The sequence below is a fragment of the Candidatus Delongbacteria bacterium genome (genome assembly GCA_041675285.1).
Lineage (GTDB): Bacteria > CAIWAD01 > CAIWAD01 > CAIWAD01 > CAIWAD01 > CAIWAD01.
Genome location: JBAYTZ010000021.1, coordinates 35,744 through 54,430, shown reverse-complemented (window position 1 = coordinate 54,430; position 18,687 = coordinate 35,744). Strand labels below are relative to the sequence as shown.

General features: G+C 61.3%; 15 protein-coding genes. 1 reads left to right on the top strand and 14 read right to left on the bottom strand.

Annotated elements, in window-relative coordinates; all coding sequences use genetic code 11:
- From WC326_15340 to WC326_15295, 10 genes are all read right to left on the bottom strand, one after another.
- A partial coding sequence (locus tag WC326_15340; protein ID MFA7332442.1) for a DUF2586 family protein occupies positions 1 to 1,275 on the bottom strand: 1,275 nt, incomplete at its 3' end.
- A 9-nt stretch (positions 1,276 to 1,284) separates the two neighbouring features.
- Positions 1,285 to 1,524, bottom strand: a complete 240-nt coding sequence (locus tag WC326_15335; protein ID MFA7332441.1) for a hypothetical protein — start codon at positions 1,522 to 1,524, stop codon at positions 1,285 to 1,287.
- A 9-nt stretch (positions 1,525 to 1,533) separates the two neighbouring features.
- A complete protein-coding gene (locus WC326_15330; GenBank protein MFA7332440.1) occupies positions 1,534 to 2,085 on the bottom strand; it encodes a hypothetical protein in 552 nt (183 codons plus the stop codon).
- Entirely contained in the window at positions 2,082 to 2,576 is a 495-nt protein-coding gene (locus WC326_15325; protein ID MFA7332439.1) for a hypothetical protein, read from the bottom strand. The genes WC326_15330 and WC326_15325 overlap by 4 nt, the downstream gene beginning before the upstream one ends.
- On the bottom strand, positions 2,576 to 2,950 hold the full coding sequence (locus WC326_15320) for a hypothetical protein (GenBank protein ID MFA7332438.1): 375 nt from the start codon (positions 2,948 to 2,950) through the stop codon (positions 2,576 to 2,578). Before WC326_15320 ends, WC326_15325 begins: the two co-directional genes overlap by 1 nt.
- Positions 2,947 to 3,402, bottom strand: a complete 456-nt coding sequence (locus WC326_15315) for a hypothetical protein (protein ID MFA7332437.1) — start codon at positions 3,400 to 3,402, stop codon at positions 2,947 to 2,949. Before WC326_15315 ends, WC326_15320 begins: the two co-directional genes overlap by 4 nt.
- A gap of 7 nt (positions 3,403 to 3,409) precedes the next feature.
- Positions 3,410 to 3,877 carry a hypothetical protein gene (locus WC326_15310; protein MFA7332436.1) on the bottom strand — a complete coding sequence of 156 codons (468 nt, stop codon included), beginning with the start codon at positions 3,875 to 3,877 and terminating at the stop codon, positions 3,410 to 3,412.
- A 70-nt stretch (positions 3,878 to 3,947) separates the two neighbouring features.
- A complete protein-coding gene (locus WC326_15305; protein ID MFA7332435.1) occupies positions 3,948 to 4,811 on the bottom strand; it encodes an HK97-fold major capsid protein in 864 nt (287 codons plus the stop codon).
- A gap of 36 nt (positions 4,812 to 4,847) precedes the next feature.
- Positions 4,848 to 5,243, bottom strand: a complete 396-nt coding sequence (locus WC326_15300) for a hypothetical protein (protein ID MFA7332434.1) — start codon at positions 5,241 to 5,243, stop codon at positions 4,848 to 4,850.
- Positions 5,244 to 5,297: 54 nt separating this feature from the next.
- The gene (locus tag WC326_15295) at positions 5,298 to 7,874 is read right to left on the bottom strand and encodes a DNA adenine methylase (protein ID MFA7332433.1); all 2,577 of its coding nucleotides are present in this window, start codon (positions 7,872 to 7,874) and stop codon (positions 5,298 to 5,300) included.
- A 629-nt stretch (positions 7,875 to 8,503) separates the two neighbouring features.
- Between WC326_15295 and WC326_15290 the strand changes: the two genes are divergently transcribed.
- Complete coding sequence (locus WC326_15290; GenBank protein ID MFA7332432.1) at positions 8,504 to 11,854, top strand: P-loop NTPase fold protein; 3,351 nt, start codon at positions 8,504 to 8,506, stop codon at positions 11,852 to 11,854.
- A 21-nt stretch (positions 11,855 to 11,875) separates the two neighbouring features.
- Here WC326_15290 and WC326_15285 read toward each other — a convergent pair whose 3' ends face one another.
- Genes WC326_15285 through WC326_15270 form a run of 4 tightly spaced genes read right to left on the bottom strand, consistent with a single transcriptional unit; the run spans position 11,876 to position 18,684 of the window.
- Entirely contained in the window at positions 11,876 to 12,190 is a 315-nt protein-coding gene (locus tag WC326_15285; protein MFA7332431.1) for a hypothetical protein, read from the bottom strand.
- A complete protein-coding gene (locus WC326_15280; protein MFA7332430.1) occupies positions 12,187 to 12,678 on the bottom strand; it encodes a hypothetical protein in 492 nt (163 codons plus the stop codon). Before WC326_15280 ends, WC326_15285 begins: the two co-directional genes overlap by 4 nt.
- A 1-nt stretch (position 12,679) precedes the next feature.
- Positions 12,680 to 17,143, bottom strand: a complete 4,464-nt coding sequence (locus WC326_15275; GenBank protein ID MFA7332429.1) for a minor capsid protein — start codon at positions 17,141 to 17,143, stop codon at positions 12,680 to 12,682.
- Positions 17,143 to 18,684, bottom strand: coding sequence for a hypothetical protein (locus WC326_15270; protein ID MFA7332428.1), 1,542 nt, complete (start codon positions 18,682 to 18,684; stop codon positions 17,143 to 17,145). The genes WC326_15275 and WC326_15270 overlap by 1 nt, the downstream gene beginning before the upstream one ends.
- Positions 18,685 to 18,687: the final 3 nt, after the last annotated feature.

Genomic DNA, 18,687 nt, shown 5'->3' with positions numbered 1-18,687 from the left:
GTGGTCGATCTCGCCCTTCTGCGCCATCAGGGAAAGCGGCGCGCGCATGTCGGTTTCCATGAGCAGCAGGCCCTCGCCCTCCGAGTCGTTGGGCTTGCCCAGGTGCGGCAGGGCCGCCAGGCGGCAGGCCTTGCCCGCCGCGTAGGTGGCGCGCACCTTTTCGACGCGGTTGTAGGCGCTTCCTTCCGGGCAGCGGTTGTTGCTGCTGCCGAAGATCAGCCCCAGGCCGGGCTCGTTGCGCATATGGATCAGGTTCTCCGTTACCAGCACAGTCTGCTGGCCCACGTTCCACTCGGGACAGAGCTTGGAGACGTTGGGCGCCGACTTGGCCAGGAGGCTCTCCTGGACCTTCAGCGCGGCGTAGCGCCCTGCCACCGCACTGGTGATGCGGTTCCAGTAGACGGTCCCGGCCATGTCCGTGTAGCGGGCCTCGCCCACCGGGATCACGGCGTTGGGGTCCGCCACCGTGGCGATGAGCGCCTGGATCGTCGCCACGTAGGTGGAGACCTCGGCCGCCGTCGGCTTCAGGGGATCGGCCACCACCATGCGCGGAACGTCCAGGAAGGCGAAGCGCTCACCCAGGTTCGACGTGACCATCGTGTTGCAACTGGTCAGGATGGCCGCCCAGAGCGTAAGCGTGTCCGCGCCCACGAAGTGGACCCAATTGACATCCGTGAAGTCCTCGCTGGCCGTGATGCCCGCCGTGTAGTCGCCGTTGGCCAGGGTCAGGCCATCGTTACCGCCCGCCAGGGGGGCCGCGGTCTTCGCCGCCACCAGCCCGCCGGCGCCGATGGTCGCCTTCACCAGGGACTGGCCGGCGTTGATGGCCGCCACGAGGCCCGCGTTGGTCGTGCCCGTGAAGGCATGGACGACGTCGGTGTCCGGGTCGACGATCTCGATCGTGCGATCGCCGGCATTGGCCGTGATGGAGATGCTCACGCCGTTCCACCAGACGCCGGGGTAGTAGCCATCGATGGTGAAGGCCGTGCCGGTCGCCCCGGGAATGGACATGGTCGCCTTGGCCATGGCCGTGCCCGCCAAGCGCAAGGCATAGATGACCGTGGAACCCGCGTCCAGGCGCTCCAGGATGGCCTGCAGCAGTGGGCCGGACTTGAACAGGTCCAAGGCGCTGCGCTTGTCGCTGATGATGTAACGCGTCAGCTTGTCGCCGCCACCCGCCGCGCCGGCCACGCACTCGACGGCCGTCGGCTTCTGACTCATTCCCGCCTTGCCCGAGAAGTACTCGGTGTAGACGTCCTTGATGATCTTGCCCACGATGCCTCCCTACTGCTTCTTCGCCGGAGCCGCGAGCCACGCGGTCACCAGGGCCTCAAACTCCACCGGATCCACGAGTGCCGTCCGGGTCAGCCCGTGCTCGGCCAGGACGCCCGCCGCCACCGGCGCCGGGACCTTCAGCCGCTTGATCACCGTGGCTGCGCGCTGCTGCGTGAACTGCGCCGGATCCCCTTGCCCGCCGCCGCTCGCTTCCGTCCCTTCCTGGGGCTTGTCCTTTTCGCTCTTCATGCCGGGCTCCTAGTTCAGTTCGATGCTCTGGGAAATCGTCTCGATCAGCGGCGCGCGCTGGACTTCGTCCACCATTTCCGCCCAGACTTCCACGTCCAGCGTCCGCTGGGCCTCGAAGGGCACGCGCGTCAGCAGCGGACCCTGGTCGTTCTCGCCCAGGAAGCGGATGCGCTCCAGGTGGACGGGCGTGCTGGTCGTCGTGTCCACCAGATCCAGCGCCTGCCCATTGGCGTGAAGGCGCAGGAACGCCTGCACCGTCCCGGACACCTTGTCCAGGACAGTCGCGCCGCTTTTGCCGCTCATGGCCGCGCTGCGCAGCGTGAGGCGCAGGGTCAACCGGCGCGCCCAGGCCTTGTGGTAGACCCACTCTTGGGCCCCTTCATCCCACTCCTTCACGTCGTAGCGGCCCGTCCCCTTGCCCTGCACCCGTTCCGCCGTCTTGGTGACCATCAGATAGGGCCAGGGCTCGCCGGCCTGTGTCCACGCCAGCTCGTCCTTGAAGACGTGCAGGACCGGATTCAACATCACCAGGTGCTCGGCGAAGGCGCGCTCGACGATCATGACAGGTGCTTCTCCACGGCTGCGAAGGCCAGATCCACCGCGTGCTGGACCGTCACAGGCGCCATTGCCACGCCCATCAGCCAAGCCGGCTGCATGAAGGGCTTGGGCTTGGGATGCACGTAGAAGTAGGTCCGCGACTCGCCCTGCGGGATCTTGTGGCGCACCAGCCATTCCCTGAGGCCCGGCACTTTCTCGACCTTGACGAAGTGTCCTACCGTGCCGAACTCCACGGGCGCCGCGTACTCGGATGGCGTGCCGACCAGCACTGTCAGCGGCCCCAGCACCAGGATGTGGAGGGAGGCCCTGAGCGCGCCCAGGTCGATGGCGCCCTCGTCCGTCAGGCTGCGCTTGGCTTGGGTCTGCACGACCTTGGCGATCTCCAGAATCGCCAAGGCCAGGCTGCGCGCCAGCACCGACGGGAAGGCCGCCAGGAGTTTCTGCGTCTTGCCCAGTGCCTTCTTGTCCAGCAGCATCGTCACGCCGTCGAGCATCACACGCTCCCGTGCAGCTGCTTGGTGGACAGCTCCAGGTGCGTCACGGTGCCGAAGAGATTCCGCGACACGACATCCTCGACCTGGTAGCGATGCCCGCCGTGCGTGAATTCGTCGCCCTCCGCCACCACCGTTTCCGGTCCCACCAGCACGAGCAGTTCGTGCCCCACCTGCAGCAAGTCTTCGGGTGCCTTGGCGGTCAGGACGGCCGGGACGGCGACGGGGGATCCGAACTCGGGTGCCGGATCCCCCGCAAAGCCCGAGGCGGGGGGGGCTTGGCGCTGGCGGAGCTGGATGACGTCGCCCGTCGATGCGAGCAGGCGCGCCACATCTGCCAGGGCCAGGGTCGCCTCGGTTGCCGTCAAATGGCTCATGTCGTCGCCGTATCCGTTGTGACCACGGATCCGCGTTCAAAGAGCAGGGACTGCAGGGCCGCTTGGCGATCCGCCTCGCCCATCTCCACCAGGCGCTGGTACTCGCCCTGGGCGTGGGACAAGAGTTCGCGCCAGGCGCCGGCGGACCGCGTTGTGTCGATCTCGATGGCGCCCGCCTTGAAGCTCGGGCGCCGGGCGGCCTTGGCGATCTCGATCCGGCAGCAGGTGGGCGTCGCGGCCAGGAGCAGGAGCTCCAGGTCCAGGTCCGACAGCGCCGGCGAGAACGTCTCCTGGTCCGTCTCCATCCCGTAGGCCAGCTCGAAGTCCCGGTTCAGCAAGGCCAGACCCCGCTTCAGGGCATTGCGCAGTTGGTCGGTCGTCAGGTCGACTTCATCCGTCGCGACGAGCTCGCCGCGAAGCACCTGGATCAGCTGCGTGACCGTGGTCGCCATAGGTCAGCTACCGCCGGCCACCGGAAGCGGTCCGGGTCGTCTTCCGTGCAGGGGCAGACGGTTCAGCCAGCGCGCCCGTCGCCTCGTCGGCGAAGGGATCGGGAGGCTGCAAGGGGTCTGCCCCGGCGTCCTCGTCCTCTTCGCCACCCTCCACGTGCAGGAGAGTCACGCCGGCGAGGGCCGCATCATCCAGCGCGCCAGAGACCGAGGTGTCAACTGGGCTGGACAGGTCGGCAGCCGGCTCGCCGATCGCCGTGCCAGCGCCGGCAATCCCTGCGTCACCCGTGGCATCCGTGACAGCCGTGGCGCCAGCGTGATCCACGCCGTCGGCTTCGAGCAGCTCCGTAATCTCCACCAGATCCGTCCGCGCCGCTACCTCGGGCGGCACGCTCTCCGGGTAGCAGACGGGCCGGTCCACGTGCAGGACGTGTTCGCCGATCACCACCGTCGAGGTCCTGGCCTTCACCTGGAACATGAGTCCTCCGTGAGAGAGAGGGCCGGCCGAAAGCGCACCTCCGGCCGGCCGCGTTGTCCACGTTCTCGGGCTACGCCGAGATGGTGACCTTGAAGACCAGGTCGGGGCGCGTGATGCCCATGGCGCACTCCTGCCAGGTCAGGAAGCCCACCTTGAAGCCCTGCTTCTGCGGGTCCACCTGCAGGGCCGTGCGGATGGCGTACTTGCCCACCTCCATGTCCGGGATGAGGATCACCTCGTCCGTCTTCATGGACGCGCTGTTGATCAGACCCGCGCCCTGCAGGCGGTTGAGGATGCCCTTCTCGACGAACTCGCGCCGCGATTCGGGATCCAGGTTGAAGTCCTTCAGGTCGATGATGCGGCTGCCGCGGATCAAGAGGAAGCGCGGCGTCAGTTCCAGGTCGTTGATGCGCCCGATGGCCGTGAAGAGCGCCGTGTCGGTGAGCTTGCCGCCCGTCACGTTGACCACGTTGGTGGTGGGCAGTGTGGCCGCCGCGGCGGACAGGAGGTCCACCACCTTGGCGTTGAGCTTGTTGCGGATGGCGCTGGCGGCATCGGTCTGCATGTCGGTGATGGCGCCGATGTTGCCGTTGGCCAGATCGCTGACATCGACCTCAGGGTTGGCGTGGATGCGGAAGATCGGGAAGGACACCTCCGTGTCCGCGTTCACCTCCTGCTGGTGGGGCTGGCCGCCCACACCGATGTAGTGCGCCCGGAGCGCCGCGCGTTTCTGGTACTTGGCCTCCTGCCCGGCCTTGAGCGTGTGCTCGGTCAGGACCAGGGGCACGATGTTCTTGCGCTCGATGTCCATCTTGATCACCGGGGCGATGGCCTCGGCCAGGGCGTAGAGGCCATTCTCCCTGCCCAGAGCCTCGGCCATCAGGACCGCCATGGCGGCCATGAACTGCGGGTCCTTCGTCGAGTGCGTCTTCACGTGGGTTGTCTCCTGCTTTCAGCCTGCTGGCTGGGTTTAGGCCACCAAGCCGTGGTTCGTCCACAGGACGGAGATCTCCGCTCCGTCGACGGACAGCACGCGGCCCACGATCTTGTTCGTCGCCACCGCCTCCTTCAGCTTGGCCGTGGTGGCGTCGAAGGTGAGGTTGTTGCCAAAGGCCGGCGTGCCCGAGAACTGGTCCGTCTGGAAGACGAAGGTCCCCGTGTCGACGACACAAGGGGTCGTCTCCGTCGCGCCCTGCAAGGCGCAGTTCTTGTCGGCGCGCTTCAGGATGCCCGCCGGCACATCGGCGGCATTCGAGACCACCGAGAACTCGTTGTTGCCGACGCTCTTGAGCACCTGGCCCGGCGTGCCCGGCCCCTTGAGGACGCCGTCGCCGTACTCGATGCCGGGATGGGAGTTGTTGTACATGCTTCGCTCCTTGTCTCTTCGTTGACCGTCCCGGCATCTCCGGGTCGGGAGTAGTTACTCGGTCCCGCCGCCGGTCGCCTCGCCACGCTCGCGCGCCACGCGCTCCTCGTAGGCGGCCTGAAAGCCCACGGTGAGCTTGGTCTTGAGGTCCTGGGGCGTGGGGTCGCCACCCGTGGCCGGCGTCAGGCCGGCGTTGGCCCTGAGTGCCCCGCCGCCCGCGGCCGTGGCCGCCTGCGCGCCCTCGCCGCCGCCCTCGCCGCCCGCCGGGGTTTCCTTGGCCGGCACGCCGGACTTGTCACCCGCCTTGTCGGGCAGGGCGCTCCAGGTGTCCGCCACGGCCTTCCGGGCCTCGTCGGAGAGGGCTGCCAGCTTGTCCACCTCCGCCTGGCGCGCGGCGGGATCGGCGAAGGCCCTGCCCTTCTTCTCCATCAGCGCCACCAGCGCCTCGGCCGCCTGGAGGGCCGCGCTCTTGGCTTTCTCGACCTCCGCCGCCTGGACCTTGCCGGCCAGGTCCGTGTTGAGGCCCGCCAGCTCCTCGGCGTGCTTCAAGAGCTCCTCGTGGCTCATGTCCTTCAGGGCCTTCTGCGAGGCCGCCTGCTCCGTCTTCGGGTCCATGGCTCCCGTCTCCTTGCTGATGGTGGTCAGGATTTGGATCACGCGATCCGCCGTGTCGCCGGCGGCCTGGCGGATCTTGGCGCCGATCTCGTCCAGCGACGCGGCCTCGGCCGCGAACTGGTCGACCAGCGTGCTGATGACCGTGTGAAAGGCGTCCTGCGTGCGCCAGAGGTCGTCCCGGATCTCCTGCTGGATCAGGACCTGGCGCATGGTTTCGGGCCGGTCCGGTTGCCTGGCCAGCTCGCCGCCGTACGAGAAGGCGCGCATCAGGCCGTCCGGTTCCCAGGCCATCGACGTGATGTCGGCCTTGGGGTCAGCGGGCTCGTAGCCCTCCAGCAGCCCCGCGCCCGTGAAGGTCACGCCGTGCAGGATCTCGAAGACGTCCTTGCCATCGAGCTGCTGGCCCTTGGACTTCTTCAGGTGCTCGCAGCGGTCCGCCACGGCCACGTGCGTGTGCCCACAGATCGAGCACTCGCCCTTGGCATACGAGCACTCCATCGAGACCTTGGTGATCAGCTCCTCGTGGATGAGCTTCCTGGCCTTGGCCGCCAGCTCGTCACTGCCCGTGAAGAGCTTTCCCGCGCAGACGACGCGGCCGCCCTCCGTCTCCTCGTAGGCCGCACTCTCCGTCTTGCCCACGATGTCCTGGGCCTTCTGGCCGTGCTTGAGGTTGATCTTGGTGCCGGCCGCGCTGGGGGCCGCCGCCTTCAGCTCCACCACCGTGAAGTGGTCGCCATTCTTGTTGGTGCCGGCGTGACACAGCACGAAGGCGATCTCGTGATCTTCGCCGCCCTCGGGCTTCGCCTCTGACACGGCCACCAACCGGCCAGCGTCCAGACGCGCCTTCAGGCGGGTCAACGCGGCGACTGCCGCCAATTCATTGACGGCCTCGGCGTCCACGACCTTTGGGTCCTGCACGGGATCCTCCTTTTGCGCTTCGTCCTGAGCCTTCTTCGCCGTCCCCACGAACAGGTATTCCTTGGCCTTGGCCGGCTCCTCGTCCCGGCGCTTGCCAGCCAGGCTGCCGTAGGAGAAGTCCTTCGTCTCCAGGCGGAACTCACGCCCGGCCTTCTCAAAGACCTCCTGCAGCTCGGCTTCGGTGGGATAGCTGTGGTCGCGGTAGGAGAGGATCCAGTCCGGGATGTGCTCGGCCGCGGCGAAGACTTCCTGGAAGAAGGCCGCGATGTTGGCCTTGGTCAGGTCGCCCTGGGTCTTTTCCATCCGTGTGACGCTGTCGGTGTTGGGCGTGCGGCCTTCGCCCTTCACCATCACGGCGTCCACCACGTGGTAGTTGGCGCTGTAGTTGGCGGCGCTGAACTCGGTCACGTAGGGCGGATCGAAGTAGGCCAGGTCGGCCTTCACCTTGGGCAGGAACTCGCGCACGTCCAGGCGCTGCGCCGTGCAAGCGGGTCCGTCCAGCACCATCGAGTTCAGCCTGCGGATGACCTCGCCCAGCCGCTTATGGAACTGCTCGGGCGAGTAGCCGTCCTCACTGACCTTACTGGTGGTGAACTGGGGAAACCAACCGCGGGCTGAGAGCATGGTGGCGCCCAGGGCCGCCAATGCCAGGTCCTTCTTGAAGCCGGAGAGGTCATCGATATTCTCGCGCACTTCATCGATGACGCCGTGGATTTCTGGCTTCCAGAACTTGCCGGCGTAGTGGTCCCGGACGAAGGTGCCGGCCTTGGGATTGGGCTGGCAGAGGGCCTCAATCTCCTCATCCGTCACAATCTCGGTCTGGTTGACGAGGATGGCCCGGGCGATGTGATGGGGCCAATGCAGGCTGTCGTTGGAGTGGACGGCAAAGCCCTCGCGCTTCAGCATGTAGCTGACGCTGCCGCCGCCGGCGAAGGCGTCCACTACCGTCTTCACGCCCTCAGGAATCTGCTCGCGGATCCAGTCCAGCAGCTTGCGCTTGTTCCCGATGTACTGGACGCCATGCGTCGGCGCGCCAGCGCCCTGGGCGCTCAGGCTCAGTTCAGGGAATAGGGCGGCTTCGACGGTCAGGAATTGCATGGCGGTCCCGCGACTTGAATCAGTCGGGGGACACGGTCGCCTGTCCGAGAGGGTATGTCAAGAAGTGGTAGAAAATCATCGGGGATTGACTCTTGCACCAATGCCACAAAACTCAGCATGTGACTGATGCTGCCGCCGCCGGCGAAGGCGTCAACAGTGGTCTTCATCCCCTCGGGAAGTTGCTTGCGGATCCAGTACAGCAGTTTGCGCTTGTTTCCGATATACTGGACGTCGTGAGTTGGAACACCTGAGCCTCGGGCAACTGGACCTAGCTCGGGGAAGAGGGCGGCTTCGACGTTCAGGAAGGATATGCTCGTCCCCGTAAATTCTTGGATCCACGGAAGCGATCTTCCACCCAAGAGGGCGAGCCGATGCTGAAATGGAGAATATTGTCAGCGACTACTGAATAATTCTTCGTTCGCAATGGCGAACATGTAGCGGCGACTTCCTCCGAACGCTATTTTGCTCAGCAGCGTACTTGGTCAGACTAGCTGCATCTCATGCTCATTTTTTCATTTCCCGTCTGCTCTTTTTTGCTGTTTTCTAAATGGAACTTCAGAGTCTACACGCTGGCTACTTCGACATAGTTTGGCTCCAACACAAAGTACCTTTTTCTAAACGAGGCTGCAATGAGTTCCGAATGCCGCACAAGACTCATTACCGATGCTCCGGCTGATGAGGACGCCTTTGGCTCTCATCAGAAAATTGCATCTGCTTTGGCGGATCTAGTCCTCACGGAACCAGGAGGAAAGGCAATAGGTCTAGAGGGCGGATGGGGTTCCGGGAAATCAACAGTAGTCAATCTACTTCGTAAAGCAGTTGAATCGGACCCAGACCTACGTTTTGTAGTTTTCGATGCATGGTCTCACGAAGGTGATCCTCTACGGCGCAGCTTTATTGAAACTCTTATTAAGTCGCTTGACGTTGCGGGATGGATAGACCACAATTTCTGGAATGAAAAAAAGGAATTTCTCACAAAAAGGAAAAAAACATCAGAAACAACCACTTCCCCGCGTCTCACTTCTTTTGCCAAATGGCTTATTATAACTACTTTATTAGTTCCTATCGGTTATGCACTTTTTAGCTCTTCACTAAACAATACAGTTCATTTGATTCCAGATATCGATCTACCCATTGCTTGGCGGTTTTTGATTGGCTTATTGATTAGTCTGGCACCTCTTTTTCTTCTTCTAGCTAATAAGATATTTGGATCTAACGAGGAAACATGGGCTATTTTAATCAAAGGATCAACTACCAATACTAAATCAGAGGCGATAGAAACATCAGATCCTACTTCAATAGAATTCCAAACATTATTTGTCGAGCTGATGACGGCCGCACTTGATACAAATTTTTCCAGCCGTCGCGTTGTTTTAGTAGTTGACAACTTAGATCGCGTCACTCCTAAAGATGCCCTTTCGATTTGGGCATCTCTCCGAACCTTTTTACAACTCAACGAGAGTAATTCGTTGAGCTGGTTCAATCGCTTTTGGATTGTCGTGCCCTACGATCCCAACGGATTAGGCCGTCTTTGGAATGATGATGATGGAATAAAAGACCTTGCATCATCTTTTATAGGAAAAACCTTTCAACTTCGCCTCTCAGTACCTCCAATACTTGTTTCAAACTGGAGAGCCTATTTAAATAATTGGTTGGTAGAAGCGTTTCCTGATCATGACTCAAGTGAATTTCACGTCATATATCGTTTATATTCATGGCATTTAAAAGAGACGAAATATAAGCCAACACCACGCAATATCAAGTTGTTCATTAATGACATTGGCGGTATTCACAGACAATGGCATCACGAAATCCCGCTATCAGATATTGCATATTATGTCCTATTAGGGATCGAACGTAATGACGTTACTACTAAATTATTAAACCATGACGTTCCACACAAGGAGGTCATTGATCTTCTTAGTAAAGAGATCGCAGACAATCTTGCAGCTCTTGCGTTCAACACTACAGTGCCCGAAGCACGTCAACTTCTTCTTCATGACCCACTTACGAACACTTTGGAGCAGGGCAATGCTGAAGCACTTAACATGCAATCTTCGACACCAGGCCTTTGGGAAACTCTAGAGTCAATTGATTTTAGTCAATGGTCAGAAATTGAATCATCAAAATTGGCTAAAGCAGCTCTTTGCCTTTATAATTCAAACATCGTTGGCAACGATAAATGTCCAATGAAAGTGCAAACTTTAACCAATCTTAGAAACGCAGTGATTCTGGTAAGCAAATGGCGTCCTCTTAGCATAGATTTAGGACAAGGACTATCAGCTATCTGTCGCCTATGCCCTGATCAACCAGTTGTACAACACATACTTACAACATTATCTTCGATTGAACCAAGCGAAAAGAAGGAAACATTTCCTGAAGATTGGGTTGTTACGATTGTTTCCGTATTAACGACACTAGATGATCTTGGACGTTTCCCGCGTGCAGATGATAGAATACCGTTATTGGAGCCAGCCGATATGACACTGCAAACGTGTCATTGTATGGCCCGTTTTAATCTGAACGATCACATTTTGAGCGCCTTTAAGTCGAACGTTTCGCAAGATGAAGTAAATGATGTTATTTGTACAACCATTTCCAATGAAACTGACTTGAACGATCTTGTTGAAGCCGTACCTGTAATTCGAAAGCTGAGCGTTATCACTGACTGGAAAGCTATTATAACTACAACTAAAACTAAGCTTGAGACAATTGAACCGCTTGCGTCGTCAACTATTGATCCTCTTCTTTCACTACTTTCAAATCTACGATTAGAAGATAATGATGCAGTAACAGCTATTTCTTCCCTAGCTACATCAGGATATCTATTACATCATCTTCATACTGTACTACCAAAGGGGAAAGGCACCAATATACATACGGCTGCACAATTGCTAATTCTATATCTTGAATTTGATCCAAACATTTCCTCACCTCCTGGGACCGGCAATTCTGCAGCTGGACATCGAATAGCTACACAATTAGTCGTCGAGCCTACCGATGAGTTCGCCTCTGCTATAATTGGATACATTGCAGGACATAATGAGGCAACACTTCTTTATGATCTTGTTGGTAATAATGAAGCATTAAAACCGCTTGTTTTGAAGTGCCTGCGATTTGCAGCTACTACAAGTGATTTTAGCTTATTTTTCCCTCCTGAAGCTGTCGTTGAGAATTGGGATTTGGTATCGGAGGTGCCAACAGAGACGAAATTAGAGTCGTTTGCAACTTTGTTACGGGAAAAGACGCAACTTGTGAGTTTCCTTGCAAAGAACGATTTCGTTTCAAATCGAGGTTCATTGTATGCTTTAATGATTAGCAATGGTGCAGGAGCAGAGCTTGAACAATTTTGTATTACCGGTCTGAAAGGAATAGCTGGTAGAAGCTGGCAAAATGAACTCGAGACAGAATCAAATCTCGCTGAATTGTTAGTTGAATTAAATTCAGCAAATGTAGAATTCACTCTAGGCCATGAATTTCAAGATGCATTAATATGGCATGCTCGCGAGACAGCTGCCGGCAGAATAGAACCTTCGTATCTTAATCCAAGTCACTGGCAGCAGATTTTATCACATCTTCATGAAGATTCAAGAAAAGTATTTCGGCGAGACCTTCTCAGTGATGCCGCACTTTCGAACGGTCAGCTTTCTGAGGCGTTCTTCAATTTTTACGGTCAAGAGCTTGCACACATTGAGGTTCTTAGTGAGCGAAATGCGATTCCTGGACTTTTTACATCGATAATTAAATCTGGAAATATCAGTGGTTATCAGTGGATGATCAGTTTTCTAAGATCTAATATTGGTTTTTTCACCTCTCATCCCGACATAAGCGCTGTAGAAGACTTCAAGCGCAGAGTACAGGAGCTTGTCGAATCACCGCCTGATTCCGACACCGCGTCAATCCGAGACCTTCGGCAAGAATTAGCAGATATCCTAGGGATTCATTTGGGTGATCTAGAATCTCCACAAACTGATGAGTAGATGGGTGGCCAACTGAATTCACTAAGATCCCAATAGCGCAGAGGAAATCTTTGAAGCGAATCCCTTTAGATTTGATACTTCCTCTTCATAAACTTGACTAGAGCTACGGAAATAGCCTAGGTGCGTTTGCCAATATTCGAAGGCAGCTTGATTGATTGACCTCACCCCTGCTTCCAACATGCGATTGATGAGGTCCGACGGAATTGCCTCATCCTCCGGATAGGCTGGATCGAAGACGTAGTCCAGAGCCCCATCCACCCAGATCCAAGCTCCGATGGGCTGCTTGCGTGTGGAGTCCGGATGGAACTCGAAGACATAGAACCAGAGCACTTTCACGCGGCTGCCTCCTTGTCCCGGGCAAGCCAAACGCGGGCTTCCTCGTCAAGGATCTCAAGCAGCTTTTCTTCGCCACCAATCTGTGTCACGGAAGCCTCCCAGGACTGGTAGACAGCCTGCTGGCGATCATCTAGGTCGTGGGGATCATTCTTGCTGATGAGGAAACGTTTGTCGCCGTCCGTCTCTTTCAGCCAGCAGAAGTGGCCCTTGCGCTCGGTCACCACGCCGCGAAAGGCATGCACGGGATGGCCGGCGTTCAACACGTCCAGGACGCTCATCTCGGCGAAGAGGATGAAGTAGCGCCACGCCTGAACCACGCCCGTGTGACGGTCGAAGAGCGGCGTCGCCTCCAACACGCGGATGCCTGCTGCGGGGATGTAGATGCGGTCGCCATCGCCAAAGGTGACGACAACCGTCGCGCCGTAGTCCGCCAGCAGGGAATCGCAGTAGGCCTGGAAGGCCAGGCGCTCGGGCTCTTGGATGCTCATGCTACCTCGCGAACACGACATCCTCGATCCGCCGGCCGTCCGGAAGGGTCGTGATGCCGTGCTTCTTGAAAAGGGCGATGACCTTGGCCTTGCGGCCGGCATCGCCGACGACGATGGAGTCCATGTTCTCCAGCAGGGGAACCGCCCCCTTGATGATGGTCTCATTGCCACAGTAGTGGGGCATCTTCTTCAGCGTCTCCAGGTCCGAGATGCGGTTCTCGCGGACGAAGTTCCCCACCACCTTGCCGTAATGGTCACTGTTGTAACTAATCGCGTCGGCACGACGTAGCAGGTCGGGCTTGAAACGGATGGTGTTGGCCTGCGTGTTCGTGGAGCGCATGATGCGCGTGAAGAAGTAGCTGGCCCCGCCCGTGTTCATGTCCTGCGACGGACTCATGCCGCCGATGGGCACGCCCGTGCTGAAGCGCTCGGCGTTTGGCATGAAGGACTGGTTGGTCGGCAGCACGGCCTCCAAGAAGTCCTCGACGGAGCCCTTCGTCATGCCATGCATGAGCACATAGCCTTCCATTTCCTTGGCCAAGGTCTCCCGTGACACATCGAAGCGGTACTGCACGCGCATGCCGGCGCGCGCGCCATCCACCGCCGTGGCCGCCTGGTGCACGCCAGCCGGGTTGTAGTCGGGAAGCTTGGTCACGTCCTTGACGCCCAGGTGGCGGCTCCAGGCCTCGCGCCAAATGCGCACGGCCGACTCAGTGTTGGCCTTTCTGGCCTCTTCCGCCGCGGCCAGGAAGGCCGGGCTGTCGTCGATCTTGGCGACGAAGGCGACCTTTTGCAGGTACATGAGCTCCTCGTCCCAGGGCGTCGAGGGCGCCGTGTCCAGGCCCAGGGCTTTCAGCTTCTCCATGGCCTGGGTGACGGTGCTCTCCGAGACACCCTCGCGCACCTTGACGGTCATGCGTCCCTGCATGGCGTAGCTCTTGCCCACCGCCTTGCCCGTCCCCTGGAAGGGCTTGTAGACCGCCTCCACACCGTCGCCCAGGTCGATGTGATACTCGACCAGCGTATCGTGGATACTGGAGTGGAAACGCGATAGCGACACGTGCTCGGCCTCGACCACCAGCTGATGGCCTCTCGTCGCCACGCGATCCTCGGTCCAGCGCGGGCTGGCCGTCACGCGCAGGCCGCTGCCCTTCGTGGGTGCGCTGACGCCCTTCTGCAGGGCCTTCAGATCCGCCGCGGAAGGGGCGTATTGCTTCACCATGGGGAGCTTCGTCGGCGTACCAGCGGTCGTGGCCTCCACTGCGTGGGCAATGTCGTCCAGGGTCTTCAAGTACTGGTTCGCCATGGCGCGCTCGATAGCGTTCTTCCCGCAGGCCAGCCGTGTGAGGACCAGCCGCAGGTCCTCTGCCGCACGCAGTTTCGACGAGTTGTAGTTCAGGTCTCCCACGTGTGTGTTGACGGTCTTGGCGGCAGCCAGGATGGTATCCCAGAACTCGTCCTCCACCACCAGCTCTTTCGGAACCTCGCCGACGACATTCGCCTTCAGAAGCTTCACAAGGCGCTTGTCCGCCTCCTGGCGCAGCTTGAGCTGCAAGATGGTCTGTTTCTCCCCGTCCGGACCCAGCACCTGGCGGACGAGGATGTTCTGGTCCTCGATGTCGCCCTTGTCCACGGCCAGGGAGCGTCCCTGCCAGCCGGACTCGCGAATCGTCTCCACCTCCGCCTTCAGGTCGATGCGGCTGCCCCGCGCCCAGACCTCGCCCGCATCCCTGGCTGCGGGCGTCGTCGCCGGCGCAGCCTCTCCGAAGCGGAAGGCCACAGGCTTTCCGGTCCGCGCAGACTCGAGCTCGCTGTAGAACCTCTCGAATTCCGCCTGCAGCGTGTTCTTGCGCAGCGTGGCCGCCTTGAGGAAATCCTCCAGGGTGCCGGGCTGCCCGGCGAAGCGCCGGCCGGCGTAGGGCAACAGCATCTCGCGGTAGGCGGCATCCGAGATCCCCTGCACACGGCGCACCCATTCGCCTGTCGCCTGCAAGTCCAGTTTCAGTTTCCCATCCCGGTGGGCGCGCAGCAGCTTGTTGTAGATGGGCTCGTCGAAGCGCCCACCGGCGTTGGGCGCATAGTCAACGGACAGGCGGTCGTGGCCGAAGTACTTGTAGAGCTGGCCCTTGTCGATGCCGTAGACGCGGCCGTCCTGGGCGCGCAGGAACTGGCCCGCGTGGCCGTCGTGGTTGGAAATGAGCCAGTCCACCACCTGCTCGCGCTGCAGCTGGACCAGCTCCGCCGGGTCGATCGCCAGAACGTCCATCTTCTCGAAACTGATGGGGTCGCGCAGCCCCAGCTTCATCTTTTGGATCGACCCGGTGCGCAGGCGGCCGTGCATGTCCTTCAGCTCGATGTAGTGCACCTCGATCGCGTCCGGATCGATCTCGCGCTGGATCAGGTAGGCCACCTCGTCGCCCCAGGCACGGAACTCCTCGCCGATGGGCTTGAACAGCCACTTGTCGCCGGCCTTGTCCGTGTAGAAGTACTTCGTGTGCACGCCGCCCAGGTCGCTGGCGTCGCGCTGGAAGGTGAAAGGGTTCGTGGCCTTCAGCTCGGCCCAGGCCTCGTCGGCCCCCCTCGCCAGGACGGCTGGGCTGGCCACTGGGGCAGGCGCTGGCGTGGCCTTCGGCGCGGGTGCGGATGGTGGCGCCGCCGACTTCGGGGACGGGTTCGGAACGACCTTCTTGAGCTTCGCCGCGTCCTTGGCGGCCGCCACCTTGGCCGCCACCTGCTCGGCGATCTTGGGCTGCAGGGGCTTCTGGGTCAGGTAGGCGACGGACTCGGGCTTCGTGAACCACTGAAAGTTCTTGACCTTCGCCGCCTTCAGGACCTCGCGCAGCACCGACTGGCTCGTGCCCGCCACCTCGGCCGTGAAGGCGTCCTGGGCCTTCACCAGATAGCCGCCCAGGTCCGCCGCCTTCTGCGGGCCCAGCAGCTCCAGGTTGCCATGGACCTGCGCCAGGAGCTGGTCCATCTGCTGGTGGAAGGCCTCGAACTGGGCCGGATTCGCCTCCAAGGCCTTCAGCTGGGCCAGACCCGCGTGGAAGTCCGCCACCGCCTGGTCGGCCTTGGCCAGTTTCGCCGCGGCTTCCTCGGCCGCGTGTTTGGCCTGCTTGGCCGCCCCCTCGGCCTGCTTCAGCGCCGCTAGCTTGGCTGCATCCGTGGCGTGGTCGGCCTTGTAGAGGGCCGCGAGAAGCTCGTCCTTGGACTTCAGCGCCCCGATGGTGTACTGCTTGAACCAGGCGTCCAGCTCATTCATGGTGTGTCTGGAGAGCCACTCCTCGCTCTGGCCGGAGGCCTTCGACAGGAGCGTGATGCGCTCGGCCTTGGTGCGGCCGATGGACACGCCCTTCTGCTTGGCCACCTCGCGCAGCTGGGCGCTCGTGAGCTTCCCGTAGTCGCCGCTCGTCAGCGCCTCGACGACGACGGTTTGGCCCAGCGTGTCGCCGGCGATCTTTGCCGCCAGCGTGGCCAGGTCGGTGATGCTGGAGAGGTCCCCAGCACCGGGAGTGTGCGTGCAGCGGCAGGCCGGGTGCAGGGGCTGGCTGGGCAGGCTGGTGAGCGGGTATTCCTTCCCGTCCAAGGGCTCGCACTCCGGGCACATGCGCTCGTCGCCGGCGGTCAGCCAGTAAACGGACTTGACGCCGATCTTGGCTTCGAACTTCAGCGCGCCTTGGTTGTAGGCGCGCATGGTCTCGCTGCGCGCAATTAGCTCGGCGCGCTGCTGCACGGTCTTGAAGACGGTCTTGCCCGCCTGGCGAAACTCATCCGGGTCCTTCACGATGCCGCCGATGCGGCGGGCAATCTTCGCCGGGCCCTCACCCTGGGCAATACCCACTTGCACGGCGCCCTTGATGCCCGCCACCATGTCGTCCGAGAGCTTGCCCAGGAGCTGCAGTTGGTAGCCGGAGAGAAAGTCGAAGGCGTCCGCCGGGAAGAGCGAGAAGGCCCCGTCCGCCAGGGCCTCGCGGCCCGCTTGGTCCAAGGCCTGGTATCCACCGACCTTCAAGGCGCCGAGCTTGGCCAGCGTGCCCTCGATGCCGGTCTTGGCCATCTCCTCGGTCATGCCCTGGTAGGCCAGGGTCAGGTCCTGCTTCAGCCGCGTGCCCACCGCCGCCAGGTTCTTGTCCAGCGCCTTCAGCCGCGTGAGCTGCACGAGCTTGCCGCCCTGGCGGTCCGGCGCGAACTGCGAGAGGTCGCCCAGGCCCAGGATCTCGGCCTTGACGGCCTTGGCCGCCTGGTCCAAGTGCTTGAGGCTGGTCTTGAGGAGCTCGCCCGAGTACGCGCCGGCCTGGGCCAGACTCTCGGCCGTAGCCTTCTCGATGGCTTGCTTCTGTGAGAAGGCGAATGCCGTGAGCGCCCGGCTGCCATGGACTAGCAGGAGTGCCTCCACCTGGGTGTGGAGCTCTCCCACCGGCAGCGGGGCGTGCTGCCGGCCGCACGTGCAAGTGGCCATCGGCATCAGTCAACCAGGGCGGGGTCGGGTTCGGGATCCGCGTCCAGCTCGGCCAGACGCGCCCGCACGAGGACCTGGGCGCGCTGCAGGAGCAGGTGATCCACCTGATCGTAAAGGGCCGCCACGTCGCCTGTCTGTCCGCCAGGCGGGCCCGCCGGCGCTCCCCCCGCGGGCTTGGCGTCCGGCGCGCCTTTCAGCCGCTCGGCCAGGTTCAGCAGGTAGAAGACCTGGTCGTTCTGCAGCATGCCCTGCTGCGCCAGGCCCACGATGTCGCCTGGCGACAGAGGCGCGATCACCTGCTTGGTCTCGCGCTTAGTCTGAGCCTGCTCGATGTCGGGCGAGAGGCCCATCATCGCCTGCAGGCTGCGCACGCTGATCAGGCCGCGGTCGTAGAGGTCCACCAGCACCTTGCGCTGGTCGGCGCCGGCGGAGAGGTCGATTTCCGGGAAGGCAATGTGCAGGCTCTCGCCCTCCTTGCCACGCATGGCCAGCCAGTCATCCAGCACCCATTGCAGCATCTCGCGCGCCGTGTCACGCAGGTCGGAGAGCATGAGCTGAATCTTGGCGAAGCCCAGGCTGGCGGTTGAGAAATTCGCCCCGTCCCCGGAGACCAGCGCCCTGGTGAAGCCCATGGCGACGATGACGTCGCTCTTGGCCTCCTTGACCTTCTCCTCGGTCTTCAGCGTCTCGCCCTCGGCGCCGTAGGTGTCGATGGTGACGTAGAAGGGCACGACCGCGCCCTGGCGGGCGCTCATTGAATCGAAGACCTTCTTGATGTCCTTCAGCATGCTGGGCTTGGGCATGACCACGGTCTTGCCGAACTGCCCACCCACCTTGATCAGCCTGACGGGCGTGGCCCAGCGCTTGGCGATGGCGCGCTCGGCGCGGCGATAGTCCCTGAGCAGCTCGATGGACTCGAAGGCCGGCAGCACCATGCTGGTGCCGTGCTCGGCGAAGTCCGGCGCGTCCCACATCCAGCGCCGGAAGTGCTCCAGGGACACGTCCTGGTGGCCCGTCGGGGTGTTGGACAGATCCAGCGTGAAGGAGCGCACCTTCGTCACCGCGCCATCCTGGACCGTCGTCTCCAAGAGCAGCGGGTTCAGGGCCTTCACCTTGCCGAAGTCCTGGTAGAGCGGCGCGCCGTTCTGGTCCGTATCCTTCTTCTCTCCGCCGTAGACCTTGAAGGCCGCGGCTTCGCCCTTGGTCAAGAGCTGCAGCAACTGGTCCTTCAGCCAGCGCTTCAGATTCAGGCGCTTTTTCAGCGCATCCACGTCCATCTGCAGTTCGGGGCTGGAGGCGATCAACGTGAAGTCCTCGCCCACGGCCAGGGTGCGCCAGGCGTTGATGCAGTTGTTGACGATGGGTTCCTGCTGGTAGTACTCCCAGGCCTTGGCGCCGCGGTCAGCCCAGGCCTGGGCGATGCCGTCGCTCTCCGTCTCGCTGGAGAAGGGATCCAGCGTGGCGGCCTGGGTCTGCATCTCGCCGCCCACTTCCAGCACCCCATCGGTTTGCTTGCGGGTGAACAGGCCGGAACTCAAGAGCCGCATGGA